General features: G+C 75.2%; 24 protein-coding genes. 11 read left to right on the top strand and 13 right to left on the bottom strand.

Annotated elements, in window-relative coordinates:
- Positions 1–121: 121 nt before the first annotated feature.
- The 5 genes from ACVMYR_RS27380 to ACVMYR_RS27360 all read left to right on the top strand — a co-directional run bounded on the left by ACVMYR_RS27380 (position 122) and on the right by ACVMYR_RS27360 (position 4189).
- Positions 122–745 carry a DNA-3-methyladenine glycosylase gene (locus ACVMYR_RS27380; protein WP_387108397.1) on the top strand — a complete coding sequence of 208 codons (624 nt, stop codon included), beginning with the start codon at positions 122–124 and terminating at the stop codon, positions 743–745.
- A gap of 124 nt (positions 746–869) precedes the next feature.
- Positions 870–1955, top strand: a complete 1086-nt coding sequence (locus ACVMYR_RS27375; RefSeq protein WP_431897244.1) for a WD40/YVTN/BNR-like repeat-containing protein — start codon at positions 870–872, stop codon at positions 1953–1955.
- Positions 1956–2231, top strand: a complete 276-nt coding sequence (locus tag ACVMYR_RS27370) for a ubiquitin-like small modifier protein 1 (protein ID WP_198956703.1) — start codon at positions 1956–1958, stop codon at positions 2229–2231. It begins immediately after the preceding gene.
- A gap of 186 nt (positions 2232–2417) precedes the next feature.
- Positions 2418–3569 (top strand): LLM class flavin-dependent oxidoreductase, encoded by a 1152-nt coding sequence (locus ACVMYR_RS27365; RefSeq protein WP_396792333.1) that lies wholly within the window; start codon positions 2418–2420, stop codon positions 3567–3569.
- Positions 3566–4189: an FMN reductase gene (locus ACVMYR_RS27360; RefSeq protein WP_077939436.1), complete on the top strand. Its 624-nt coding sequence runs from the start codon at positions 3566–3568 to the stop codon at positions 4187–4189. The genes ACVMYR_RS27365 and ACVMYR_RS27360 overlap by 4 nt, the downstream gene beginning before the upstream one ends.
- 39 nt (positions 4190–4228) lie before the next feature.
- Here the strand turns inward: ACVMYR_RS27360 and ACVMYR_RS27355 are convergent, their stop codons facing one another.
- The 3 genes from ACVMYR_RS27355 to ACVMYR_RS27345 all read right to left on the bottom strand — a co-directional run bounded on the left by ACVMYR_RS27355 (position 4229) and on the right by ACVMYR_RS27345 (position 8810).
- Positions 4229–5113, bottom strand: a complete 885-nt coding sequence (locus tag ACVMYR_RS27355) for a universal stress protein (protein WP_077939437.1) — start codon at positions 5111–5113, stop codon at positions 4229–4231.
- Positions 5114–5215: 102 nt separating this feature from the next.
- Entirely contained in the window at positions 5216–6097 is an 882-nt protein-coding gene (locus tag ACVMYR_RS27350) for a universal stress protein (protein WP_077939438.1), read from the bottom strand.
- A 49-nt stretch (positions 6098–6146) separates the two neighbouring features.
- Positions 6147–8810 (bottom strand): cation-translocating P-type ATPase, encoded by a 2664-nt coding sequence (locus ACVMYR_RS27345; protein ID WP_457123129.1) that lies wholly within the window; start codon positions 8808–8810, stop codon positions 6147–6149.
- Between the two features lie 211 nt (positions 8811–9021).
- Between ACVMYR_RS27345 and ACVMYR_RS27340 the strand changes: the two genes are divergently transcribed.
- Together ACVMYR_RS27340 and ACVMYR_RS27335 are read left to right on the top strand one after the other, a co-directional pair.
- Positions 9022–9441, top strand: a complete 420-nt coding sequence (locus ACVMYR_RS27340) for an Hsp20/alpha crystallin family protein (protein WP_091283338.1) — start codon at positions 9022–9024, stop codon at positions 9439–9441.
- 57 nt (positions 9442–9498) lie between these two features.
- Positions 9499–9975 carry a cyclic nucleotide-binding domain-containing protein gene (locus ACVMYR_RS27335; protein ID WP_043968061.1) on the top strand — a complete coding sequence of 159 codons (477 nt, stop codon included), beginning with the start codon at positions 9499–9501 and terminating at the stop codon, positions 9973–9975.
- A gap of 352 nt (positions 9976–10327) precedes the next feature.
- On the opposite strand, the gene ACVMYR_RS27330 is transcribed toward ACVMYR_RS27335, so the two are convergent.
- From ACVMYR_RS27330 to ppdK, 6 genes are all read right to left on the bottom strand, one after another.
- Positions 10328–10633: a hypothetical protein gene (locus ACVMYR_RS27330; RefSeq protein ID WP_082106624.1), complete on the bottom strand. Its 306-nt coding sequence runs from the start codon at positions 10631–10633 to the stop codon at positions 10328–10330.
- A 62-nt stretch (positions 10634–10695) separates the two neighbouring features.
- Positions 10696–11535, bottom strand: a complete 840-nt coding sequence (pflA, locus tag ACVMYR_RS27325) for a pyruvate formate-lyase-activating protein (RefSeq protein ID WP_396792343.1) — start codon at positions 11533–11535, stop codon at positions 10696–10698.
- The gene (gene pflB / locus ACVMYR_RS27320; RefSeq protein WP_457123128.1) at positions 11532–13778 is read right to left on the bottom strand and encodes a formate C-acetyltransferase; all 2247 of its coding nucleotides are present in this window, start codon (positions 13776–13778) and stop codon (positions 11532–11534) included. Before pflB ends, pflA begins: the two co-directional genes overlap by 4 nt.
- A 68-nt stretch (positions 13779–13846) precedes the next feature.
- Entirely contained in the window at positions 13847–14857 is a 1011-nt protein-coding gene (locus ACVMYR_RS27315) for an alcohol dehydrogenase catalytic domain-containing protein (RefSeq protein WP_457123127.1), read from the bottom strand.
- Between the two features lie 244 nt (positions 14858–15101).
- Positions 15102–15692 carry a hypothetical protein gene (locus ACVMYR_RS27310; protein ID WP_457123126.1) on the bottom strand — a complete coding sequence of 197 codons (591 nt, stop codon included), beginning with the start codon at positions 15690–15692 and terminating at the stop codon, positions 15102–15104.
- 61 nt (positions 15693–15753) lie between these two features.
- Positions 15754–18414: a pyruvate, phosphate dikinase gene (gene ppdK / locus ACVMYR_RS27305; protein ID WP_457123125.1), complete on the bottom strand. Its 2661-nt coding sequence runs from the start codon at positions 18412–18414 to the stop codon at positions 15754–15756.
- Positions 18415–18559: 145 nt separating this feature from the next.
- Here ppdK and ACVMYR_RS27300 point away from each other — a divergent pair, with 145 nt between their 5' ends.
- From ACVMYR_RS27300 to ACVMYR_RS27290, 3 genes are all read left to right on the top strand, one after another.
- The gene (locus ACVMYR_RS27300; RefSeq protein WP_396792351.1) at positions 18560–19072 is read left to right on the top strand and encodes a GNAT family N-acetyltransferase; all 513 of its coding nucleotides are present in this window, start codon (positions 18560–18562) and stop codon (positions 19070–19072) included.
- A 65-nt stretch (positions 19073–19137) separates the two neighbouring features.
- On the top strand, positions 19138–19767 hold the full coding sequence (locus ACVMYR_RS27295) for a hypothetical protein (protein WP_457123124.1): 630 nt from the start codon (positions 19138–19140) through the stop codon (positions 19765–19767).
- A 178-nt stretch (positions 19768–19945) separates the two neighbouring features.
- On the top strand, positions 19946–21283 hold the full coding sequence (locus tag ACVMYR_RS27290) for a hemolysin family protein (protein ID WP_396792355.1): 1338 nt from the start codon (positions 19946–19948) through the stop codon (positions 21281–21283).
- Positions 21284–21286: 3 nt separating this feature from the next.
- Here the strand turns inward: ACVMYR_RS27290 and ACVMYR_RS27285 are convergent, their stop codons facing one another.
- From ACVMYR_RS27285 to ACVMYR_RS27270, 4 genes are all read right to left on the bottom strand, one after another.
- The gene (locus tag ACVMYR_RS27285) at positions 21287–21658 is read right to left on the bottom strand and encodes a PRC-barrel domain containing protein (RefSeq protein ID WP_396792357.1); all 372 of its coding nucleotides are present in this window, start codon (positions 21656–21658) and stop codon (positions 21287–21289) included.
- Entirely contained in the window at positions 21645–22025 is a 381-nt protein-coding gene (locus ACVMYR_RS27280) for a hypothetical protein (RefSeq protein ID WP_077939446.1), read from the bottom strand. The genes ACVMYR_RS27285 and ACVMYR_RS27280 overlap by 14 nt, the downstream gene beginning before the upstream one ends.
- Positions 22022–23248 carry an NRAMP family divalent metal transporter gene (locus ACVMYR_RS27275; protein WP_077939447.1) on the bottom strand — a complete coding sequence of 409 codons (1227 nt, stop codon included), beginning with the start codon at positions 23246–23248 and terminating at the stop codon, positions 22022–22024. The genes ACVMYR_RS27280 and ACVMYR_RS27275 overlap by 4 nt, the downstream gene beginning before the upstream one ends.
- 123 nt (positions 23249–23371) lie before the next feature.
- Entirely contained in the window at positions 23372–23761 is a 390-nt protein-coding gene (locus ACVMYR_RS27270; RefSeq protein WP_043968077.1) for a PaaI family thioesterase, read from the bottom strand.
- Between the two features lie 100 nt (positions 23762–23861).
- Here ACVMYR_RS27270 and tyrS point away from each other — a divergent pair, with 100 nt between their 5' ends.
- On the top strand, positions 23862–25148 hold the full coding sequence (tyrS, locus tag ACVMYR_RS27265) for a tyrosine--tRNA ligase (RefSeq protein WP_396792362.1): 1287 nt from the start codon (positions 23862–23864) through the stop codon (positions 25146–25148).
- The last annotated feature ends 332 nt before the right edge of the window (positions 25149–25480 follow it).

The raw sequence follows: 25480 nt of genomic DNA, 5'->3' as shown, positions 1-25480 counted from the left end.
CACGGGGTGGTCCCCCGGTCGGGGAAGCCCCCATGTCGCCGACATGGCGACGCCCCGCCCAAGCCCCGCCCAAACCTGCCCAGACCGGCAGGGCGGGTCGGGGCTGGGTAGGGTCGGGCTCATGTCGTACCCCGACGTGGGTGTCGCCGGGCTGGCCGAGCTGCTCGCCGGGCCCGTCGTGCCGGCCGCGCGCGGGCTGCTCGGCTGCCGGCTCTCGGCTGGCGGGGTCACCGTCCGGATCACCGAGGTCGAGGCGTACGCGGGCACGGCCGGCGATCCCGCCTCGCACGCGCATCGCGGGCGCACTCCGCGCAACGCCGTGATGTTCGGCCCGGCCGGGCACGCCTACGTCTACTTCACCTACGGCATGCACTGGTGCGTGAACGTGGTGACCGGGCCGGAGGGGGAGGCCTCGGCGGTGCTGCTGCGGGCCGGCGAGGTGGTCGAGGGCGTCGAGGTGGCGCGGTCCCGGCGCACCGCCGTACGCCGGGATGCCGACCTGGCGCGCGGCCCGGCGCGCCTCTGCGCCGCCCTCGGCATCGACCGCACGGCGTACGGGCGCTACCTGCTCGGCGACGGGCCGGTGCGGCTGCGGCCGGCGGCCGAGCCGGTGCCCGACACGGCGATCGCCGCTGGCCCCCGGGTCGGGGTGACCGGCGCGCACGACGTGCCGTGGCGGTTCTGGGTCGACGGCGAGCCGACCGTGAGCCAGTACCGCCGGCACGTGCCCCGCACCCGCCGCTGACCGATCCCGCCCCGCCGCTGACCTGCGGTTGGGCCCCTCTGCTCCCGGTGGGTCGCCCGGTTTCTGTCGGACCCGGTGGTGATAATCACGCCATCCGGCTCCCGGCTCGGCGAAGGACGCACCCATGACGACCCTGCTCGCGATCGGCACCGGCAAGGGCCTCTTCCTCGCCACCAGCACCGACGGCCGCCGCACCTGGCAGCTCAGCGGCCCCCACCACCCCATGACCGGGGTGTACGCGGTGGCGGTCGACACCCGGCGCGAGGTGCCCCGGCTGCTCGCCGGGATGACCAGTTCGCACTTCGGGCCGAGCGTGGCCACCAGCGACGACCTGGGCGCGTCCTGGCAGGAACCAGAGCAGGCCCCGGTCGCGTTCCCGGCCGACACCGGCGCGAGCCTCGGCCGGGTCTGGCAGCTCACGCCCGCCGGGCCCGCGGAGCCGGACGTGGTCTGGGCCGGCACTGAGCCGTCGGCGCTGTTCCGCTCCACCGATGCGGGGCGCACCTTCGAGCTGGTCCGCGCGCTGTGGGAGCACCCCCACCGGGAGCAGTGGGGCGCGGGCTTCGGCGGCCAGGCGGTGCACACCGTCCTGCCGCACCCGCACGACCCGACCCGGATCGCGGTGGCCATGTCGACGGGCGGGGTCTACCACTCCGCCGACGCCGGCGCGAGCTGGGCGCCGGGCAACACGGGCATCCGGGCCTACTTCCTGCCCGACGAGTGGCCCGAGTTCGGCCAGTGCGTGCACAAGGTCGCCCGGGACGCCGGCGACCCGGAGCGGCTCTACGCGCAGAACCACCACGGCGTCTACCGTTCCGACGACGGGGGCCACACGTGGCTGTCGATCGCCGCCGGCCTGCCCAGCGACTTCGGCTTCCCGATGGTGGCGCACCCCACCCGCCCGGGGATGATCTGGTCGTTCCCCCTCGCCGCCGACTCCCGGCGTTTCCCGGTCGACGAGCGCTGCCGGGTCTACCGCTCGGCCGACGCGGGCGGGACGTGGGAGGCGCTCTCGGCGGGCCTGCCCGCCGGGCCCTACTATCCGGCGGTGCTGCGCGACGCGATGTGCGCCGACGACGCCGACCCGACCGGCGTCTACTTCGGCACCCGCTCCGGCGAGGTCTACGCGAGCCGCGACGAGGGCGACTCCTGGGCCCTGGTCGCCGCCCACCTGCCCGACGTGCTCTGCGTCCGCGCCGCGGAGGTCTGAGTGGTCACCGTCCTGGTGCCGGGGCCGCTGCGCGGCGAGGTCGGGGGCGCGGCGCGGCTCACCGTCGCCGCGGCCGGCACGCTGCGCGACGTCCTCGACGAACTGGCGGGGGAGTGGCCCCGGCTGGCCCGGCGGCTGCGCGACGAGCGCGGCGAGGTGCGCCGGCACGTCAACGTCTACGTCGACGGCGAGGACTGCCGCCACCTGGGCGGGCTGGACGCGCCGGTTCCGCCGGGCGCCGAGGTGCAGGTGCTCCCGTCGGTGGCCGGCGGCTGACCCGCGCCCCCACCCGCCCGGCCCCGCCCCGCCCCGCCCAACTGCCCCGCCCACCTGGCCCCGGCCCGCCGCCGCGTCCGGCCACCGGGACCGTAGCCCCCCGACCGACGGAATAGTTGACTCGTCAAATATGTTGTGCGCTGCGTCCGGGGCCGGAACGGTCCGGCAGCCACACGAGGAGTCGTCATGCAGTTCGGGGTCTTCACCGTCGGAGACGTGACCGTCGACCCGACCACCGGGCGGGAGCCGTCGGAGCACGAGCGGATCAAGGCGATGGTGACCATCGCGCGCAAGGTCGAGGAGGTCGGTCTCGACGTCTTTGCCACCGGCGAGCACCACAACCCGCCGTTCGTGCCGTCGTCGCCCACCACCATGCTGGGCTGGATCGCGGCCCGCACCGAGCGGCTGCTGCTCTCCACCGCCACCACCCTGATCACCACCAACGACCCGGTGAAGATCGCCGAGGACTACGCGATGCTCCAGCATCTCGCCGACGGCCGCGTCGACCTCATGCTCGGCCGGGGCAACACCGGCCCGGTCTACCCGTGGTTCGGCAAGGACATCCGGGCCGGCATCCCGCTGACCATCGAGAACTATGACCTGCTGCGCCGGCTCTGGCGCGAGGACGTGGTCGACTGGTCGGGCAAGTACCGCACCCCGTTGCAGTCGTTCACCTCGACGCCGCGCCCCCTGGACGGGGTGCCGCCGTTCGTCTGGCACGGCTCGATCCGCAGCCCGGAGATCGCCGAGCAGGCCGCCTACTACGGCGACGGCTTCTTCGCCAACCACATCTTCTGGCCCAAGGAGCACACCCAGCGGATGGTCGGCCTCTACCGGGAGCGCTTCGCCCACTACGGGCACGGCTCGCCGGACCAGGCGATCGTCGGCCTCGGCGGCCAGGTGTTCATGCGGCGCAACTCGCAGGACGCGGTGCGCGAGTTCCGCCCGTACTTCGACAACGCACCGGTCTACGGCCACGGGCCGGCGCTGGAGGACTTCATGGCGCAGACCCCGCTGACCGTCGGCAGCCCGCAGCAGGTGATCGACCGTACCCTCGGCTTCCGCGACTACGTCGGCGACTACCAGCGGCAGCTCTTCCTGATCGACCACGCGGGCCTGCCGCTGAAGACCGTGCTGGAGCAGCTCGACCTCCTCGGCGAGGAGGTGGTCCCCGTGCTGCGCCGGGAGTTCGCCGCGCTGCGGCCCGCGCACGTGCCCGACGCCCCGACGCACGCGTCGCTGAAGGCCGCCCGGGACGCCGCCGTAGCCGAGGCCGCCGTCGACCCGGCTGCCGGCCCCGCCGACGCCGTCGGTGCCGCCGCGGAGGTGGGGCGATGAGCCGCCGTACCCTCGCCGTGGTCTCCGCCGGGCTCTCCCAGCCCTCGTCGACCCGACTGCTCGCCGACCAGCTCGCCGCGGCCACCCGCGACGAGCTGGCCCGGCGCGGCGTCGAGGTCGAGCTGCGCCCGATCGACCTGCGCGACCACGCCCACGACGTGGTCAACCACCTGCTCACCGGCTTCCCGCCACCGGCCCTGCGCGACGCGCTGGACACGCTCGCCGCGGCCGACGGCGTCGTGGCGGTCACGCCGATCTTCAACGCGTCCTACAGCGGCCTGTTCAAGTCGTTCTTCGACCTGTTCGACGCCACGACGCTGGCGGACCGGCCCGTGCTGATCGCCGCCACCGGCGGCACCGCCCGGCACTCCCTCGCCCTGGAACACGCCGTCCGGCCGATGTTCGCGTACCTCAGGGCGGTGGTCGTGCCCACCGCGGTCTTCGCCGCCACGGAGGACTGGTCGCAGGCGGCGGCCGACGGCGCCCTGCGCTCCCGGATCGTGCGCGCGGCCGGCGAACTGGCCGACCAGGTGGCGCGCCGGCCCCCCGCCGCGCCGCCCGACCCGTTCGCGCTCACCGCCGGCTTCGACGAGCTGCTCGCCGGCCGCGACCCCTCCTGACCGCCCGGGGCCGCGGGGCCGGCGGGGCGGCCGTCGAGGTCACGCCGCGTCGGCCGGCTGCGGGTGGGCGACCAGCACCGGACAGTGCGCATGCTGTACGAGCGCCTGGCTGACCGAGCCGAGCACGAGGCCGACGAAGCCGCCGCGCCCGCGCGAGCCGATCACCACCAGGGCCGCGTCCCCGCTCAACTCGATCAGGGCGCGCTCGGGCTTGGCCGCCCGCACCGGCCGCCGCTCGACGGTCAGGCCCGGGTGGGCGGCCGTCACCTCGGCGGCGGTGGCGTCGAGCAGGTCCGCCGACTCCGCCCGGGCCGCTGCCCCGGACTCCGCCACCGCGTCGGGCACCGGGCGGGCGTCGTCGGCGCTCGCCACGTGCACCAGCACCAGGCCGGTGCCCCGGCGGGCCGCCTCGTCGGCCGCGAGCAGGGCGGCGAGCCGCCCCGGCTCCGACCCGTCCACCCCGGCGACCACCGGGCCGCCGACCGGGATCGGCTGCTCCTCGGGCCGCACCACGAGCACCGGGCAGTGCCCGTGCCCGGCCACCTGCGCACCGACCGAGCCGAGCAGCAGGCCGGCGAAGCCGCCCAGCCCTCGGCTGCCGACCACCACCAGCTCCGCCCGGCGGGACTCCGCCACCAGGGTCGCGGCGGGACCGCCGGCCACCTGGCGCGCCTCGACGGCGACGCCGGGCCAGCGTCCGCGCAGCTCCTCCGCCGTCCGGTCCAGCATCCGCCGGGCCTCCTCGGTGGGCGCGGGCAACCCCATGTCGTACGGGTTGAGCGGCACGCCGTAGCCGAGCGGGTGCAGGTAGCCGTGCACCAGCAGCAGCGGCCGGGACCGCCAGGCGGCCTGCTGCGCCGCGTGCTCGGCGGCGACCAGGCTCGACGGGGATCCGTCCACCCCCACCACGACAGGTCGGTTCATCAGCTCTCCCGGTGCTCGATCACAGGCCATTGTCGGCGCGAAGACGTTAGGAAGGGCCCCTTCCTATACAGAATGCGTTAAGAAGGGGCCCTTCCTTGCACCTCAGCGGTGGTGGCGGACGATCGCCAGCGGGGAGTCGGCGTGGTGCAGCACGGCGTGGCTGACCGAGCCGAGGAGCAGCCCGCCCCACGCGCCCCGGCCGTGCGCGCCGACGACCGTGAGCTGCGCGGTCCGCGACGCCTCGACCAGCACCCGGGCCGGCGTGCCCCGGACCAGGCGCCGGTGCACCGTCACCTCCGGGTACCGCTGCGACCAGCCGGCGACGGACTCGGCGAGCACCCGCTCCTCCTCCTCGGCCAGCGCATCGAGGTCGTACACCAGGGGCAGCACCGCGCCGGGGGCGGCCGGGGTGGGGAAGAGCCACGCGTGCACGACCACCAGGTCGGTGTCGCGGTGCGCCGCCTCCTCGAAGGCGAACCCGATCGCCTCGTCGGACAGCGCCGAACCGTCGACGCCCACCACCACGGGCCCGTCGGCGCGGGCCTCGCCGCGCACCACGAGCACCGGGCAGTCGGCGCGCGCGGACACCCCGATCGCCGCCGAGCCGACCAGCAGCTCGGCGAAGCCGCCCAGGCCCCGCGAGCCCAGCACCAGCAGGGCCGCGTCGCGGGACTCGCGCAGCAGCACCGGGACGGGGGAGCCGTCGACGAGTTCGCCGGTCACGTCCACCTCGGTGGAGACCTTCTTCGCCTCGGCGACGGCGTCGGCGACGATCCGCTCCGCGTAGTTGCGCAGCCCGGCGTCGGGCGGCCCGCCGGGGGCGGGCCCGAGCGGGGTGCCGAGCAGCGGCCAGATGAAGGCGTGCACCACCCGCAGCGGGCGGTGCCGCGCCTCGGCCTCCCGGGTCGCCACCCGCACCGCGTTCAGCGCGGAGTCGGAACCGTCCACGCCCACCACGACGGGGGCACCGGATCTGATGGTCATCACGTCCTCCTTCTTCCGCTTCCAGCCTGCCCCGACCGGGCCGCGCCGGTCAGGGCCGCCGGACCCGGCCGACGGGCCGTTGGTCCCGGTCCGGGTGCCCCGGCCCGTCGGTCGCCGGGTCGTGCGGGCCCTCCGAGGCGCCCCGGGGCCGCAGCAGGCGCAGCGCCACGCCGGGGAGCACGGCCACGGCCGCGCAGGCGAGCAGGTCCGCCGCGCCGAGCGGGTCGGTGCCGAGCAGCACCCGCAGCGGCTCGACCAGCACGCCGGCCACCTGCAGCAGCGCCGAGGCGGCCACCGCGACCAGCAGCGCCGGGTTGCCCGCCCGCCCGGCCGCGGGGACGCTGCCGCGCCGCGCCGGCCGAGGGGCCCGCACCGCCAGCGCCACCCCGAGCTGGGCCAGCCCGAGCACCACGAAGACGACCGACTGCCAGGGCCGGTCCCACCGGGCGGCGAGCACCCCGGCGCCGAGCACCACGGCCGCGATCAGCGCCCCGGTGAACAGCACGTCGCGCCCCAGGCCCGCGCCCAGCACCGACTCCTGCGGCGAGCGCGGCGCCCGGCGCAGGGTGCCCGGCTCGGCCGGCTCCGCGCCGAGCGCCACCCCCGGCACCCCGTGGGTGAGCAGGTTGACCCAGAGGATCTGCGCCGGCAGCAGCGGCACGGCCAGCCCGCACAGCGGGCCGAGCAGCATCACCGCGATCTCGGCGACCCCGCCGGACAGCGCGTAGCGCAGGAACCGGCGGATGTTGTCGTAGCTGCGCCGCCCCTCGCCGATCGCGGCGGCCACCGTGGACAGGTCGTCGTCGACCAGCACCAGGTCGGCGGCCTGGCGGGCCACCTCCGTGCCGCCGCCCATCGCCACCCCGATGTCCGCGCGGCGCAGCGCGGGCGCGTCGTTGACGCCGTCGCCGGTCATCGCCACCACGTGCCCCTGCGCCTGCAACCCGGCGATGATGTCGAGCTTCTGCTCCGGCTGGGTGCGCGCGTACACCCGGGCCGCCGGGTGCGCGTCGGTCACGTCGCCGTCGTCGCCCCGCACCACCGGGTCGCCGTCGCGCCACAGCCCGAGCTGCCCGCCGATGGCGGCGGCCGTCGCCGGGTGGTCGCCGGTGACCAGCAGCAGCCGTACGCCGGCGGCGTCGAACCGGCGCGCGATCTCGGCGGCCCCGGCCCGCAGCGGGTCGCCGACCGCGACCAGCCCCACCGGGCGCAGCCCGGTCGGCGTGGCCGGGTCGGGGATCGTGTCCACCAGCGCCGCGGCGACCGCGAGCACCCGCAGCCCCGCCCCCGCCAGGTCGTGCGCCCGCGCGGTCAGCGCCGCGATCTCCGCGTCGTCCGCGTCGAGCAGCGGCGCGGCGAGCACGTTCTCCGGCGCGCCCTTGCACACCACCAGCCAGCGGCCGTCGCAGGACCGGTGCACCGTCGTCATCCGCCGGTTCGCCTGGTCGAACGGATGCTCGGCGACCCGGGGCCACGCCGCCCGGGTCAGCGCCGGGTCCAGCCCGCACCGGGCGGCGAAGGCCACCAGCGCCGCCTCCAGCGGGTCACCGACCGCCGCCCACCCCGGCCGCTCCTGCGTGGGCGGGGCCAGCGCGGCGTCGTTGCAGAGCAGCCCGGCCCGCGCCAGGCGGCGCAGCTCGTCGGGTACGCCCACCGCCCCGCCCTCGCGGCGCACCGTCCCGCGCGGCTCGTAGCCGGAGCTGGTCACCTCGTAGCCGGAGCCGTCGGCGGTCACCGCCCGCTGCACCGCCATCCGGCCCTCGGTGAGCGTGCCCGTCTTGTCGGACGCGATGACGGTCACCGAGCCCAGCGTCTCCACCGCGTGCAGCTGCCGGGGAATCGCCCGCGCCGTGGCCATCCGTCGCGCCCCCAGCGCCAGGGCCAGGGTCACCACGGCCGGCAGCGACTCCGGCACCGCCGCGACGACCAGGCTCACCGCCGTGATCGCCATGTCCACCACGGGCCGGCCGCCGAGCACGCCGATGCCGAAGACCAGCGCCGACAGCCCCACCGCGACCAGCCCCAGCAGCCGGCCCAGGCCGGCGAGCCGGCGCTGCATCGGGGTGGCCCCGGGGCGGGTGGCCGACACCAGCGTGCTGATCCGGCCCAGGGCGCTCGCGGGGCCGGTGCGGACCACCGTGCCGGTGCCCCGGCCCACGGTCACCACCGTGCCGGCGGCGACCTCCTCGCCGACGTCCCGGCTCACCGGCACCGACTCGCCGGTCAGCGCCGACTCGTCCAGGTGCAGCCGGTTGGCCCGCTCCAGCCGCAGGTCGGCCGGGACGACGTCGCCGGCCTCGACGCGTACCAGATCGCCACGGACCACGGCGGAGGCCGGCACGATCAGGTCCGCGCCGTCGCGGACGACCCGGGCGGTCGGGGCGGCGAGCTGGTCCAGCGCGGCGATCGCGCGGTCCGCGCGGACCTCCTGCACCACCCCGATCGCGGTGTTCACCAGCACCACCAGGGCGATGACGGCGGTGTCCGGCCAGTCGCCGAGCACGCCGGTGACCACGGCCGCGGCCAGCAGGAGCGCCACCAGCGGGTCGGCGAGCTGACGCAGGACGCGGGTCGCCAGGTGCCGGCGCTGCGGCCGGGCGACGCTGTTGGGGCCCTCGTCGGCCAGCCGCGCGGCGGCCTCGGCGGCCCCCAGGCCCGTCGGCTCGGCGGGGCCGTCCGGCGTGGCCGTGCGGGGTCGGGTGTCAGCGAGCATCGGTCCGCTCCCGTCCGACGGGTACTGCCACCACTGACCTCCCCTGTCCGCGCGGCGCGTCACCGGGCACGCCGTCCCCCTCCACCGTCGCGCCGCAGGCCGGCGCGGCGGCAGAGGCGTTTCTCCCGCGTGGCCCGGGACCAACGGCCCTGACGCCGCAGGCCGCACAGGAGTCGGATGGGAGGCAGGACGATCGACAAGGAGGTCGAAGATGTCCACCGTCACGAAGTTCAGGGGCGGCGGCACGCTCGCGCCGTTCGACTGGACCAACCTGTCCTGGCTGCCGATGCTGGCCCCGACCATCAGGGTCGAGGACTACCTCGACGGCGACCGGTACGTGGTGCGCGCCGAACTGCCGGGCGTCGACCCGGCCAAGGACGTGCGGATCACCCTGACCGGGGAGAACCTGCGGCTGGACGTGGTGCGCCGGGAGAGCCACGCCGACAAGGTCCGCACCGAGTTCCACTACGGCTCCTTCTCCCGGCTGGTCCCGCTGCCCGCGGGGCTGAAGCAGGAGACCCTCAGGGCCGCGTACGCCGACGGGATCCTGGAGATCACCGCCACGGTCGGCGAGACGGAGCCGACCGCCCGGGAGATCCCGATCACCGTCGAGCACGGCGGCGCCCACTGAGGTGACCACGGGGCCCGGCCGCGCGCCGGGCCCCTCCCACGACGAGGAGACCCGCCGATGACCCCGCTCGACATGCTCCGCGAACACCCGTTCCTGACCGGCGTGCCCGAGGAGTGGCTGCCCCGGCTCACCGGGTACGCCCGACCCGTCGTCTGGCACCCCGGGCACCGGCTGTTCCGGGCCGGTCAGCCCGCCGAGCGGTTCTGGCTGGTCCGGGGCGGTGAGGTGGCCCTGGACTTCCCGGTTCCCGGGCGCGGCGACGTGGGCATCGACACGATCGGCCCGGGCGGGGTGCTCGGCTGGTCCTGGCTGTTCCCGCCGTACCGGTGGCAGTTCGGCGCGGTCGCCGTGCGCCGCACCCCGGCCGTGGAGTTCACCGCCGCCGGGGTGCGCCGGATGATGGAGTACGACGACGCGTTCGGCCGGCAGCTCACCACCCGGTTCATGAGCGTGGTGGTGGACCGGCTCCAGTCGGCCCGCATCCGCCTGCTCGACCTCTACGGCTACCCGATGGCGCTGCCCCCGACGGGCTGACCCGGACCTCGGGCCGGGTTCTGGCCCGGTCGGCCCCTGGGCGCGCCGTCCGGTGGGGGCGGCTCCTGCCGGCGCATAGGGAGCTGAGTCGAAAACGACATCATGCACTCACGCCTCACGCGCGCCCGCGCGCCCGCCGGGTTGACCTCGGCGACGACGCGGACCTCTTGATCACCGTGAGCCGGGGCGGGGCGGGGCTGGGCTGGGCGGAGGGGTGGGTGATGACGTAGCTGACTCAGCTCCCTATGTGCCGTGCTCCCTATGTGCCGTCTCGCAGCATCGACGGCCCTGTCCCACGGCCTCGCCCGGTTGCCGGACCTTGGCCACGGCCGACCATCCCCGCGACCGGACGTCACCCGGCTTCGGTGGAGCCCCGGACGGCGTCGCCGTCGACGCGGCGGTGCACGATCAGCTCGTCGACCTCCAGCCGACCGATGCGCAGCTCCCGGATCACCGCCCGGCGGATCGCCAGCCGCCCGATCGCGACGACGGCCAGGGCGCTCGCCCCCACCGCCAGCGCCCCGACGGCCATCGCCCCCGCGGAGAGCGCGCCCACCGCCCGCGCCCCCGTCGCCTGGGCGCCGGTGGCCGCCGCGCCCGTTGCGCGCGCCGGGGCCAGCCGGCCCAGGACCCGATGAGACGTCCGTGATTCCCTCATGGCACCCGATCCTGTCATGATCCCGCGACCCGGCGGGCCGACGTCCCGGGACTGCCGGGTGCTCAATTGACGGTCAGGCCCCGGGCGGCGAACTGGCCGCGTACCCGGTCCAGCAGCTCCGGCGTGGGCGGCTCGGTGTCGGCGAGCGGGAACGTCAGGCCCAGCTCGGCGTACTTGTGTGCGCCGAGCCGGTGGAACGGCAGCACCTCCACCCGTTGCAGGCTGGGCAGCTCGGCGGCGAAGTCGGCGACCCCGGCCACGTTGTCGGGCGCGTCGGTGAGGCCGGGCACCAGCACGAACCGGATCCAGATCGGGGTGCCCCGGGCCGCCAGCCGGCGGCCGAAGCGCAGGGTCGGGGCGATCTCGCCGGTGCGGGTCACCCGCCGGTACGTCGCCGGGTCGCGCGACTTGACGTCCAGCAGCACCAGGTCGGTGGCGTCGAGCAGGGCGTCGTCGGCGCGCGCACCGAGGAAGCCGGAGGTGTCCAGGGCGGTGTGCAGGCCCAGGGCGTGGCAGCGGCGCAGCACCTCGCCGGTGAACCGGGGCTGCATCAGCGGCTCGCCGCCGCTGATCGTCACCCCGCCGCCGGCCACCGAGATGAACCGCCGGTACCGCTCCACCTGGGCCATCAGCTCGTCGACCGTCTGGTGCCGGCCGCTGCGCCGGTACCAGGTGTCCGGGCTGTGGCAGAACCGGCAGCGCAGCGGGCAGCCCGCCAGGAACGCCACGAACCGGGTCCCGGGCCCGTCCACCCCGATCGACAGGTCCCACGAGTGCACCGCGCCGGTCAGTTCCCGCCCGTCGCCGGCGGGCCCCCGCCCGGCCCGTGCCGGCAGCGGCGCGGCCCCGGCCGGCGGGGCGGGAGCCCCGCCGGCCCGGCCGGTCGCCAGCGGCCCGGTCACAGCGAACCGTGGAAGGTGCGGGAGACCACGTCGCGCTGCTGCTCCGGCGTGAGCCGGACGAAGTTCACCGCGTATCCGGAGACCCGGACGGTGAGCTGCGGATAGCGCTCCGGGTGGGCCATCGCGTCGAGCAGGGTCGCCCGGTCCAGCACGTTGACGTTGAGGTGGAACCCGCCCGCGTCGGCGTACCCGTCGAGCACCCCGGCCAGGTTGGCGATCCGCTCGTCGCGGGTGTGTCCCAGCCCGTCGGGGGTGACCGTGCCGGTCAGCGAGATCCCGTCGCGCGCCGCGCCGTACGGCAGCTTCGCCACCGACAGCGCCGACGCGACCAGGCCGTGGGTGTCCCGCCCGTTCATCGGGTTCGCGCCGGGGGCGAACGGTTCGCCGGCCCGCCGCCCGTCGGGGGTGTTGCCGGTGTGCTTGCCGTACACCACGTTCGAGGTGATGGTGAGCACCGACATGGTCAGCTCCGCGTCGCGGTAGGTGCGCTGCCGGCGCAGCTTCTCCGCGAACGTCTCCACCAGCCACACCGCGATCTCGTCGGCCCGGTCGTCGTCGTTGCCGTACGTGGGCGGTTCGCCCTCCACGGCGTAGTCGACGGCCAGCCCGGTGGCGTCGCGCAGCACCTTCACCCGGCCGTACCGGATGGCGGCGAGGCTGTCCACCGCCACCGACAGCCCGGCGACCCCGGTGGCCATGAACCGGTGCACCGGGTGGTCGTGCAGCGCCATCTCCAGCCGCTCGTAGGCGTACCGGTCGTGCATGTGGTGGATGACGTTCAGCGCGTCCACGTACGTCTCGGCCAGCCAGTCCAGCGTCCGGTCGTACGCGGCGAGCACCTCGTCGTAGTCGAGCGTCTCGCCGCCGACCGGCGGGGCGGGCGGGGCGACCTGGTCGCCGGTCAGCTCGTCCCGGCCGCCGTTGATCGCGTACAGCAGCGCCTTGGCCAGGTTCGCCCGCGCCCCGAAGAACTGCATGTCCTTGCCGACCCGCATCGCCGACACGCAGCAGGCGATCGCGGTGTCGTCGTCGTACGCGGGCCGGATCAGCTCGTCGTTCTCGTACTGGATGGCGCTGGTGTCCAGCGACACCTGGGCGCAGAACCGCTTGAATCCCTCCGGGAGCCGGGGCGACCACAGCACGGTCAGGTTCGGCTCCGGCGCGGGTCCCAGGTTGTAGAGGGTCTGCAGGTAGCGGAAGCTGGTGCGGGTCACCAGCGGCCGGCCGTCGGCGCCGATCCCGCCGAGGGACTCGGTGACCCACGTCGGGTCGCCGGAGAAGAGCTGGTCGTACTCGGGGGTGCGCAGGAACCGCACGATCCGCAGCTTGATCACGAAGTCGTCGACCAGTTCCTGCGCGCCGGTCTCGTCCAGCCGCCCCTCGGCGAGGTCCCGCCGCAGGTAGGCGTCCACGAAGTTCGCGGTCCGCCCGAGCGACATCGCCGCGCCGTTCTGCTCCTTCGTGGCGGCCAGGTACGCGAAGTACAGCCACTGGATCGCCTCGCGGCCGGTCGTGGCGGGGCCGGAGATGTCGTAGCCGTAGGCGGCGGCCATCTGCGTCAGCTCGCCGAGGGCGCGGATCTGCTCGGCCAGCTCCTCCCGCTCGCGGATCACGTCGTCGGTCGACGGCCGGTCGTCCAGGGCCGCCTTCAGCGCCCGACGCTCGGCGACGAGCCGGTCCACCCCGTAGAGGGCCACCCGCCGGTAGTCGCCGATGATCCGGCCCCGCCCGTACGCGTCGGGCAGGCCGGTGATGATGTGCGAGCGCCGCGCCGCGAGGACGTCCGACGGGTACGCGTCGAACACCGCGTCGTTGTGGGTCCGGCGGTAGCGGGTGTAGATCCGGTGCACCGCCGGGTCCGGCTCGTAGCCGTACGCCCGCAGCGCGGTCTCGACCATCCGCAGCCCGCCGGCCGGCATGATCGCCCGGCGCAGCGGAGCGTCGGTCTGCAACCCGACGATCAGCTCCCGGTCGGCGTCGATGTACCCGGGGGCGTGGGCGGTGATCGTGGACGGGGTGGCCGCGTCGACGTCGTACACGCCACGGCGGCGCTCCTCGCCGAACATGTCGGTGAGCCGGCCCCAGACCGCCAGGGTCCGCTCGGTCGGGCCGGCGAGGAAGCCGGCGTCGCCGGTGTACGGCTCGTGGTTGCGGCGCACGAAGTCCGCCACGTCGATCGTGGTGCGCCACGCCCCCTCGGCGAAGCCCCGCCACGGGTCGCGGATGTGCTCGGTGCCGGTCATCGTCGTGTCCTTCCGGTCGGTCAGGTGGCGGGTCACGGCTGGTCGGCGGACGGCCGGCCGCGGGCGGTTCACGGCTGGAGCACGAGGCGGGCGGCGACCCGGCCGGCCAGCACGTCCTCGATCGCCTCGTTGATCTCGTCGAGCTTGCGCACCTCGTATGCGACATGGGTGCGGCCGGCGGCGTGCAGCCGGAACACCTCCGCCAGGTCGGCGCGGGTGCCCACGATCGAGCCGATGACGGTGATGCCCTTGAGCACGGTCTCGAAGACCGGCAGGGTGACCTCGTTGTCCTTCGGCAGCGACACCAGCACCAGCCGGCCGCCGCGGCGCAGGCAGCGGTGCGCCTGCTCGACGACGCGTGGGTCGGCGGCCAGCACGATCGCCACGTCCACCCCGCCGAGCGCGGTGATCGCCTCGACCGGGTCGACGTCGGTGGCGTCGACGGTGTGCGTCGCGCCGAGCGAGGCGGCGAGGGCCAGCTTCTCGGCGGTGACGTCGACGGCGACCGTCTCGCCGCCGAACAGTTGCGCGTACTGCTGGGCGAGGTGGCCCAGGCCGCCGATGCCGAAGACCGCCACCCGGTCGCCGGGCCGCACCCCGGCGACCTTCACCGCCTTGTACGTGGTGACGCCGGCGCAGGTCAGCGGGGCCGCCTCGGCCGGTTCCACCCCGGCGGGGACGGCCACGGCGTAGCGGGCCGACGCGACCGCGTACTCGGCGTGCGCGCCGTCGATGGCGTACCCGGTGTTGCGCTGCGACTCGCACAGCGTCTCCCACCCCGTGACGCAGTACGCGCAGGTCCCGCACGCCCAGCCGAGCCAGGGCAGGGCCACCCGGTCGCCGACGGCGTGCTCGGTCACCCCCCCGCCGATCCGCTCGACGATGCCGACGCCCTCGTGCCCGGGGACGAACGGCGGGTTCGGCTTGACCGGCCAGTCGCCGCGCGCGGCGTGGATGTCGGTGTGGCACAGGCCGCTGGCCTCGATCCGGACGAGGATCTCGCCCGGGCCCGGCTCCGGCACGGGCAGGTCGAACATCTCCAGTGGACGGTCGAACGCGGTGACGACACTCGCACGCATCGGGGGCCTCCCAGCTCCGTTGTCGCTTCCACCCTCAATCTGCTCCGCCCGCCCCGCCGAAGGCAGAGTCCCCGGACCACCCCACCCAGGACCTTCGCCCCCCACCCACCCCGCTCCACCGCCCACCCCCCGCCCTCGCCGGGTGATCAAGAGGTTTGCGTCATGGCCGGAGCGAAACCTGACGCAAACCTCTTGATCACGAACCAGGGGGCCACCCGGATCAGCGGGGCAGCGGGGTAGCGGGTCAGCGGGGGGATGCGGGGAGGCGGTGGGCGCGTCGGACGTGGGCCCACCAGGGGCGGGGGGCGGTCGAGCGCAGGGCCGGGGCACGCACGCCCCGCAGGCTCACCCACCCGCCCGGTCCCATCCGCACCGTGCCGATGGCCGGCGGGCGACGTCGGCCGGCCACCACCGCCACCGCAGCGGTGACCAGCCCGACGGCCAGCGCCCCGGCCGCCGCGGCGAGCACCTGGTCCGGGTCGACCAGCGCGCGGTAGCGCACCCGGCCCCCGGCGAGCACGAACGCGCCGACCGGTCGGCCGTCGCGGGCCACCGGCACCACTGCCGCCGGCGACGTGCCGGGCAGGACGAGCACGGGCCCGACCTGCCCGCCGGACCGCTGCCCGGCCTCCGGGCACGCCTGCGCCTGCGACGGCAGCGCCGCCGGTGCCTGCGCCGGACGGGCCTGCGCTGCCGGCCCCTGCGCCTGCGGCCCCTGCGCCGACTGTGCCTGCGGTGCCGGTGCCTGCGCCGCCGGTTGCTGCGGAGCGGGCGACGGCGGGCGCGGGAGTGGGGAGAGCGGGGCGGGTCCGGTGGCGTTCAGGATCGCGGTCATGGCGCGACCTCCGTTCGGTTGTCGGGTCAGCGGCTGCCGGGTCAGCACAGCCGTCGTCGGGTCAACGGCTGTCGGATGGCGCGTCGGCCGGGCGCACCGCGGCCCGTCCGGCGGCCAGGCGGGCGATCGGGATCCGGTACGGCGAGCAGGAGACGTAGTCGAGGCCGACCTCGGCGAAGAACTCGACCGAGTCGGGGTCGCCGCCGTGCTCGCCGCACACGCCGACGGTCAGCTCCGGCCGGGCCGCCCGACCCTCCGCCACGGCCAGGCGGACCAGCCGCCCCACCCCGGCGGTGTCGATGCTCTCGAACGGGGAGACCGGGAAGATCCCGCGTTCCAGGTACGCCCCGAAGAACGCCCCCTCCACGTCGTCGCGGGAGAACGCCCACGCCGTCTGGGTCAGGTCGTTGGTGCCGAAGGAGAAGAACTGCGCCTCGGCGGCGATCTCCCCGGCGGTCAGCGCCGCCCGGGGCACCTCGATCATCGTGCCGATCGGGATCTCCGGCGTGCCCTCGACCCCGGCGAGCACCCGCTCGGCCTCGACCCGCACCGCGGTCAGCTCCCGCACGTCGCCGACCAGCGGCACCATGATCTCGGGCCGGGGATCGCCGCCGTCGCGCCGCCGCTGGGCCGCGGCCTCGGCGACCGCCCGCACCTGCATCGCGAACAGCCCCGGCACGACCAGTCCGAGCCGCACCCCGCGCAGCCCCAGCATCGGGTTCGCCTCGTGCATCCGGCGCACCGCGACCAGCAGCGCCCCGTCGCGCCCCGGGTCCTCGCCCAGCGCCTCGGCGCGGGCCACCCGGGCGGTCAGCTCGTGCAGCGGGGGCAGGAACTCGTGCAGCGGCGGGTCGATCAGCCGGATCGTCACCGGCAGCCCGTCCATCGCGGCGAGGATGCCGACGAAGTCGGCCCGCTGCAACGGCAGCAGCGCCGCCAGGGCCGCGTCCCGCTCCGCCGGAGCGTCGGCCAGGATCAGCCGTTCCACCAGCTCGCGGCGCTCGCCGAGGAACATGTGCTCGGTGCGGCACAGCCCGATGCCGCCCGCGCCGAACGCGCGGGCCCGCCGGGCGTCGGCGGGGGTGTCGGCGTTGGCGCGTACCCCGAGGCGGCGCACGGCGTCGGCGTGGCCGAGCAGCCGGTGCACGGCGGCGACCAGCGGATCGGCCTCGGGCGACAGCTCGCCGGCGAGGTAGCGGGCGACGGGGGAGGGCCGCACCGGCACCGACCCGGCGTACACCCGGCCGGTGCTGCCGTCGATGGAGATCACGTCGCCGGCCCGGACGACCCGGTCGCCGACGGTGAACTCGCCGCGCTCCGGGTCGATCCGCACCGCCTCGGCCCCGCAGACGCAGGTGCGGCCCATGCCCCGGGCCACCACCGCGGCGTGCGACGTCTTGCCACCCCGCGAAGTCAGCACCCCCTGCGCGGCGATCATGCCGGGCAGGTCGTCGGGGTTGGTCTCGCGCCGCACCAGGATCACCGGCTCGGTGGCCGCCGCCGCGGCGGCGGAGTCGAACACCACCCGCCCCACGGCGGCACCGGGCGACGCGCCGACGCCGGTGGCCAGCGGCACGGGCGCGGCGTCGAGGTCGAAGCCGGGGAACATCAGCTGCGCGAGCTGCCCTCCGCTCACCCGGTGCAGCGCCTCGTCCGCGCTGATCAGGCCCTCGTCGACGAGCTGCGCGGCGATCACGAACGCGGCGGCCGGGGTGCGCTTGCCGACCCGGGTCTGCAGCATCCACAGCTTCCCGCGCTCGATGGTGAACTCCACGTCGCACAGGTCCCGGTAGTGCCGCTCCAGCGTCCGCATGATCTCGGTGAGCCGGCGGAAGCTCACCGGGTCGATCCGCTCCAGCTCCGGCAGGCCGACGGTGTTGCGGATGCCCGCCACCACGTCCTCGCCCTGCGCGTCGGGCAGGTAGTCGCCGTACACCCCGGGCGCGCCGGTGGCCGGGTCGCGGGTGAACGCGACCCCCGTGCCCGAGTCGGGGCCCAGGTTGCCGAAGACCATCGCCATCACGTTGACCGCCGTGCCCAGGTCGTCCGGGATGTGCTCGCGGCGGCGGTACAGCACCGCCCGGTCGGCGTTCCACGACTCGAAGACCGACCGGATGGCCAGGTAGAGCTGCTCGTGCGGGGACTGCGGGAAGTCGTGCCCCACGTGGTGGGCGTACACCTTCTTGTACGTCTCCACCAGGTCGCGCAGCGCCGCCGCACCCGGCCCGCCCGGCCCGGCCGCCGCCCGCACCGCCGCCAGCTCCCGCTCGAACTCCTCGGCCGGCACCCCGTGCACCGTCCGGCCGAACATCTGGATCAACCGCCGGTACGAGTCCCAGGCGAACCGCTCGTCCCCGCTGTGCGCGGCCAGTCCGCCCACGGTCGCGTCGTTGAGCCCGATGTCGAGGATCGTCTCCATCATCCCCGGCATCGAGAACCGGCCGCCGGAGCGCACGGCCAGCAGCAGCGGGTCGTGCCGGTCGCCGAGCCACCGGCCCAGCCGCGCCTCCACCTCCCGCAGGTGGGCGTTCACCTCGTCGAACAGGCCGGCCGGCGGGGCACCCTGCGCGAGGTACGCCCGGCAGGCGGCCGTGCTGATCGTGAAGCCCGGCGGCACGGGCAGCCCGAGCCGCGTCATCTCCGCCAGGTTCGCCCCCTTGCCGCCCAGCAGGTCCGCCCGGCTCCGGTCACCCTCGAAGAAGTCGTAGACGTACTTGAGCATGGCATCGGCCCTCCACTCCGCTACCGTGCGGGAACGTCGTCCCCCTCCTTGGTAGCGGGCCGCGCCGGGCCGCCGACAGGGCCGGATGGAACGACCGCCGGGCCGGAGGTCCCGGCCTGTCGGACCCCGCCGGTACCCTGCCTGCGTGACCGCCGAGGATCTGCGCCCGCCCGCCGCGACCGGCGAGGCCGTGCGCCTGCGCCCCGTGCGCGACGACGACCTGCCGCACTTCTTCGCCTTCGAGCAGGACGCGCAGGCCAACTGGGTGGCGGCGTTCGGTCCCGTCGACCCGGCGGACCGGGCGGCGTTCGAGGCGCACTGGCGGCGCATCCGCGCCGAACCGGCGATCGTCACCCGCACCGTCACCGTCGACGGCACCGTCGTCGGCCACGTGGCCGCCTTCCCCGTCGACGACCAGACCGAGGTCAGCTACTGGATCGACCGGGCTCGCTGGGGCCGCGGCCACGCCACCGGAGCCCTCGCCGCCCTGCTGGCCGAGCTGCCGCGCCGCCCGGTGCGCGCCCGCGCCGCCAAGGACAACGCCGCCTCCCTCGCGGTGCTGCGCAAGTGCGGCTTCGTCGTCGTCGGCGAGGACTCGGGGTACGCCAACGGCCGCCGCGCCGTCGTCGAGGAGTGGGTCCTCGAACTGGCCGCCTGAGCGCCGGCACCCGCCCGGCACCGCCCCACAGCCGGCCTGAGCTGGGCGGGCACTAGTCTCGCGGGGTGAACTGGCTGGACTTGATCGGCTGGACCGGCTCGGCGCTGCTGGTCTGGTCCCTGCTGCAGGCGCGCATCCTCCGGCTGCGCGCACTCAACCTCGTCGGCTGCCTCGTGCTGATCGGCTACAACACCGCTCTCGCCGTGTGGCCGATGGTCGGGCTGAACGTCGTGCTCGCCGTCATCAACGTGTGGTACCTGCGCAAGATGCTCGCCACCCGGCACGACGAGCAGACGTACCAGGTGGTCGAGGTCGGCGTCGACGACCAGTTCCTGGCCCACACGCTGCGCGTGCACGCCGCCGACATCGCCCGGTTCAACCCGGGCTTCCACTGGGGCGAGCACACCGCCCGCCGCTCCGCGTTCCTGGTCGTCCGCGCCGACGAGGTGGTCGGGGTGGTCCTTTCCCACGCCGAGGGCGACACCGCCCAGGTCGACCTTGACTACGTCACCCCGCCGTTCCGCGACTTCACCCCCGGCGAGTTCGTCTACCGGCGTAGCAGCCTCTTCACCGACCGGGGGTTCCGTCGGGTGGTCAGCCCGCCCGGCATGGTCGCGCCCTACTACCACCGGCTCGGCTTCCGCGCCGAGGACGACGCGTACGTGCTCGATCTGGCCGCCGCCGACCGGGCCTGACCGGCGCGGACGGGGCGGCCGACCGGCGGACCCGCCGCCCCGCGACCGCCCGGCCGGCGGCGGGAGGATTCGCCGACCCGCCGACGGGGCACAGAGGGGCCTACGCCGGCCCGGGCCCGCCGGGCGGCGCCACCGGTCGTCGCGACCGGGGCCGTCGGAGCGAGGGAGAGAACCGGGCGTGCAGAGCTACTGGAGCCAACTGGCCCTGGTCGGAGTCCTGGTCGTCCTCAACGCGATCTTCGCCGGCAGCGAGATGGCGCTGGTCTCGTTGCGCGACAGCCAGGTCCAACGGCTGGAACGCAGCGGCCGGGCCGGCCGGGTGCTGGCCCGCCTCGCCAAGGACCCGAACCGCTTTCTCGCCACCATCCAGATCGGCATCACCCTCGCCGGGTTCCTCGCCTCGGCCGCCGCGGCGGTCTCCCTGGCCAAGCCCCTCGTGCCGCTGCTCGGGGTGTTCGGCTCCGCCGCCGAGACGGCCGCCATCGTGCTGGTCACCCTGGTGCTGACGTTCGTCACCCTCGTCTTCGGGGAGCTGGCCCCCAAGCGGATCGCCATGCAGGCCGCCGAGCGCTGGGCGCTGCTGGTGGCCCGCCCGCTGGACCTGCTCGCCAGCCTCACCCGCCCCGCCGTCTGGGCCCTCGGCGCGACCAGTGACCTGGTGGTCCGCCTCGTCGGCCTCGACCCCAAGCACGAGCCGGACGAGATCGGCCCGGACGAGCTGCGCGACATCGTCGCCGGCAACCACGGCTTCACCAAGGAACAGCGCACCATCATCGCCGGGGCGGTCGAGATCGCCGACCGGCGGCTGCGCGCGGTGCTCGTACCCCGGTTGCAGGTCTTCACGCTCGACAGCGGCACCACGGCGGAGGCCGCGCGGCTGGTGCTGGCCGCCACCGGCCACTCCCGCGCGCCGGTGGTGCGCCACGGCGGCCTCGACGACGCGGTCGGCGTGATCCACCTGCGCGACCTGGTCGGGGTGCCCGACGACCGGCCCGTCGACGAGTGCGCCCGCCCGCCGATGCTGCTGCCCGACTCGCTGCCGGTCGTCGACGCGCTGCGCCAGTTCAAGGCGGAACGGCAGCACATCGCCCTCGTCGTCGACGAGCGCGGCGCCGTCGACGGGATCGTCACCCTGGAGGACATCCTCGAGGAGATCGTCGGCGAGATCTACGACGAGACCGACCGGGACGTGCGCGCCGTGCGCACCGAGGCCGACGGCGCGATGCTGCTGCCCGGCACCTTCCCCGTCCACGACCTCGTCGACGTCGGCGTCGAGCTGCCCGGCCGCCCCGCCGGCGACTACACGACCGTGGCCGGCCTGGTCCTGACCCTGCTGGGGCACATCCCCACGGTGCCGGGGGAGGACGTCACCATCGACGGCTGGGCCTTGGAGGTCGCCGACATCGACCAGCGGGCCATCACGGCGGTACGGCTGCGCCGCATCGCCGCCCCCGCCGAGCCGGACGCCGACGCGGAGCCCGACGCCGAGCCCGCCCTCGACCCGGCCCGGGGCTGACCCTCAGCCCGGCCCGGACGGTCCCGCCGGCGGTGTGGGCGGCCCTTCCGGCCCCTCCGGCTGCGCCGGCTGCGCCGCGCCGAACGGGAAGCCGGGCACCGGCGGCACCAACCGGACGGCGTCGGCGGGCACCTGACGGCTGCTGCCGCGCAGCGCCCGGGCGACCAGACGGATCAGCCACGGCCCCGACGGGTGCCGCTCCGCACCGATCAGCCGCCCGCTGACCCGGGCGTACCAGCGCCCGGCGACGACGACGTCGGTCAGCCGCAGCCGCCCGTCGGGGCGCTCGCCGCGCACCACCACGTCCACCACGCGACCCAGCCGCCGGCCGTGCAGGTCGTACGCGGTGCGGCCGAGCAGCTCACCCGCCCGCACGGTCCGCCCCCGGGATCCGGTCGATCAGGTGCCGGCGCAGCCACTGCTCCACCGGCGAGGCGGGCAGGTCGCCGAGGCAGGCCCGCAGCCGCACCGCGCTGTCCACCCGCTCCACCAGCCGGTACGGGATGCGCAGCGGCGTCACCGCCCGCTCCTCGGTGAACCGGTCCGCCACCGCGACGAGGAGCCGCCCGATCCGGCCGCCGATCCGCTGCCCGAGCGCCCCCTGCCCGGTGAGCAGGGCGGCCACGTACGGCACCCCGTCCGCGTCGACCCCGAACTCCACGTCGTCGACCTTGCCGACCAGCCGGCCGTCGCGGTCGACGATCTGCCGGTCGAGCAGCTGCCGGCCGAGCTGCATCCTCATCGGCCCATCCCCGTCACCACCGCCAGCGGGACCGCCGCCACCGACGCCACCACGATCACCAGTAGGAACACCACCCCCAGCAGGTTCGCCAGCGGCCCGTTCACCCGATCGCCCAGGTACGTCCGGTCGTTGGCCACGATCAGGATCGGCAGGTACGTCAGCGGCAGCACCACCGCGCTGAGGACCAGCATGTACTCCGTCAGCGTCACCGGGTTGACCGTCGTCAGCAGCACCAGCATCCCGAGCAGGACGCTGACCAGCAGCACGCTGTGGAACCGGGCCGCCTCACGGGGGCTCACCCACTTGCCCCACTGCCAGCCGAAATACTGCGCGGCGGCGTACGCGGCGGACAGCCCCGTCTCCAGCGCGGCCCCGAACGTCACGGCGAAGAACGCCAGCGCCGCCACCGCCAGCCCCGCCGCCCCGAACGCGAGGACCGCTGGCTGCGCCACCTGGGCGAGGGAGTCCGGCGACGTCCCGCCCGGGTGGTACACCACCGCGGCCGTGGCGATCAGCGACAGGGCGAGGAAGCCGCCCACCGGGAAGCCGATCAGCACGCTGGACCGGGCGTCGGCCAGGTCGGCGGCGCTCCACCGCTCCTCCACCCCGCCCGAGGAGAAGAAGAACACCTCGTACGGGCTGACCGTGGAGGCGAACAACGCCACCGCCACGAACCAGTAGGCCCCCCAGCCCTGCCCCGCCGCGCCGCCGTGCACCGCCGAACGCCCGAGCGCCGCCCAGTCGGTGGGCAGCCAGAACAACGCCACCGCGAACCCCACCAGGGCCAGCCCCGCCAGGCCGAACACCCGCTCCATCAGCTGGAAGCGCATCCGCCACAGCACCAGCCAGACCGCCGCCGCGGCGACCGGCACCCAGAGCAGGTAACTCAGCCCGGAGGCCAGCTGCAGGGCCAGCCCCACGCCGCCCAGCTCGGCGGCGAGGGTCAGCACGGTCACCAGGTAGGAGGCCACCAGGTTCAGCAGCGCCACCCGGGGGCCCAGCCGCTCCCGCACCAGGTCGAACACCGCCCGGCCGCTCACCGCCGCGACCCGGCCGGCCATCTCGGCGTACGCGCAGATGCCCACCACCCCGAGCAGCAGCACCCAGGCGTGCGCCATGCCGAAGCGCGCCCCCGCCTGGCTCGCCGCCACCAGGTCGCCGATGTCCACGAACCCGCCGACGGCGGAGAGCACGCCGAGCGTCGCGGCGAGGAGTTTCCTCACCTCGGGCGCGGGTCGACGGGTGCCATCGCCGCGACGATATCCGGGCAGAAAGCCCCTCAAGCCCCGAACCGGGCATCCGGCCGGCGGGTCGGCAGGGCCGGCCCGGCTCTGCCGGCGGCGAGATCAGGCGCCGGTGAGGTTCTGCAGGCGCACCTGACCCCGGGAGACCAGCCGCCCCGCGTCGTCGGAGATCTCCACCTGCCAGAGCTGCTGGCTGCGGCCCCGGTGCACCGGGGTCCCCACGGCCGTCAGCTCGCCCTCGCGGACCGCGCGCAGGAAGTCCGTCTGGTTCGACACCCCGACCACCCGGCCCTGCCCGCCCAGCCACAGCGAGCCGCCGACGCTCGCGGCGGTCTCCACCACCGCGCAGTACACCCCGCCGTGCTGAATGCCGAACGGCTGGTGCAGGTCCGGGCGGACCCGCCACCGGATGACGACCCGATCGGCGCTCACCTCGTCGAACTCCAGGCCGAGCAGGGCGACGAAGCCCCCGGTCAGCTCGGGCATTTCCACGGCGGCTCCTCCTCGCGTCAGGGAGGGCCAGCCTAGCCAACCGTGATCAGCGGCAAACCCGGTACCGGCCGGTTCCGGCGATGGGGGAGAATCGGTGACCGTGACCGACAGCAGCCTCCCGCCGACCGGGCGGGACTCCCTGACCGAAGACCTGCAGTGGCGGGGCCTCATCCAGGACTCGACCGGCCTCGACGAGCTGCGCGCGCTGCTCGACGGCGGGAGCGCCACCTTCTATGTGGGCTTCGACCCGACGGCGGCCAGCCTGCACGTCGGCCACCTCATGCAGGTCACCACGGCCCGCCGCCTCCAGCTCGGCGGGCACCGGCCACTGCTGCTCGTCGGCGGGGCCACCGGGCAGATCGGCGACCCGAAGGAGAGCGCCGAGCGGACGCTCAACCCGCCCGAGGTGGTGGCCGGCTGGGTCGACCGCATCCGCGACCAGCTCTCGCCCTTCGTGTCCTACGCCGGCGAGAACGCGGCGCGGCTGGTCAACAACCTGGACTGGACCGGCGAGATGTCGGTGGTCGAGTTCCTCCGCGACGTCGGCAAGCACTTCCCGGTCAACAAGATGCTGGCCAGGGAAGTGGTGAAGGCCCGGCTGGAGACGGGCATCAGCTTCACCGAGTTCAGCTACCAGCTGCTCCAGTCCCACGACTTCTACGAGCTGCACCGCCGGCACGGCTGCCAGCTCCAGTTCGGCGGCTCCGACCAGTGGGGCAACATCACCGCCGGGGTCGACTACGTCCGCCGCCGGGGGGCCGGCCCCGTACAGGCCTTCGTGACGCCGCTGGTGACCAAGGCCGACGGCACGAAGTTCGGCAAGACCGAGGGCGGCGCCGTCTGGCTCGACCCGCAGCTGACCAGCCCGTACGCGTTCTACCAGTTCTGGCTCAACGCCGACGACCGCGACGTGGTCCGCTACCTGCGCTACTTCAGCTTCCGCTCGCGGGACGAGATCGAGCAGCTGGAGAAGGAGACCTCGGAACGGCCGGCGGCCCGGCTCGCCCAGCGGGCACTCGCCGAGGAGCTGACCACGCTCGTGCACGGCGAGCGGGAGATGGCCCAGGCCGTCGCCGCCAGCCAGGCCCTCTTCGGTCGGGGGTCGCTGGACGACCTGACCCCGGAGACGCTGCGGGCGGCCCTGACCGAGGCCGGGCTGGTGCACGTCGACGAGCTGCCCGACGTCGCGGGGTTGCTGCGGGAGTCGGGCCTGGTGCCGAGCGCCAAGGAGGCGCGTCGGGTGATCGCCGAGGGCGGCGCGTACGTCAACAACACCCGGATCACCGAGGTCGACGCGAGGCCCACCGCGGCGGACCTGCTGCACGGCCGGTACCTGGTCCTGCGTCGCGGCAAGAAGTCGTTCGCCGGCGTGGAGCTGCGCGGATAGCGGCGCGCGGGAAGTGTGACGCGGGACGCCCCCGACGGATTTGACGACCAATCCGTCGGGGGCGTAACTTTCTCTCTGCCAGCGCGGAACGGGCGAAACGGGGCGAAAAGCCTCCAAGGCCGGAGCGCGGTATGGAACACCGGGTCGCAGAGGGAACACTCTTCGTGATTCGGGCCGGGCGGTGCCCCGGATCTGCCGCAGGGCGGATTTGGCGAGGCGAGACCGACCGGGTAAGGTTCACCGCCGGTAGGGAACCGGGCGAGCGTGCGGAAGACCGCAGCGGCCGGCCTGCCGGAAACCACGGGTGGAGCCGGTGACAACCGGTGACTGAG

The sequence above is a fragment of the Micromonospora sp. PTRAS2 genome (assembly GCF_054052245.1).
Note: the sequence above shows the minus strand (reverse complement) of the source record. Positions and strands in the feature narration are given on the sequence as shown.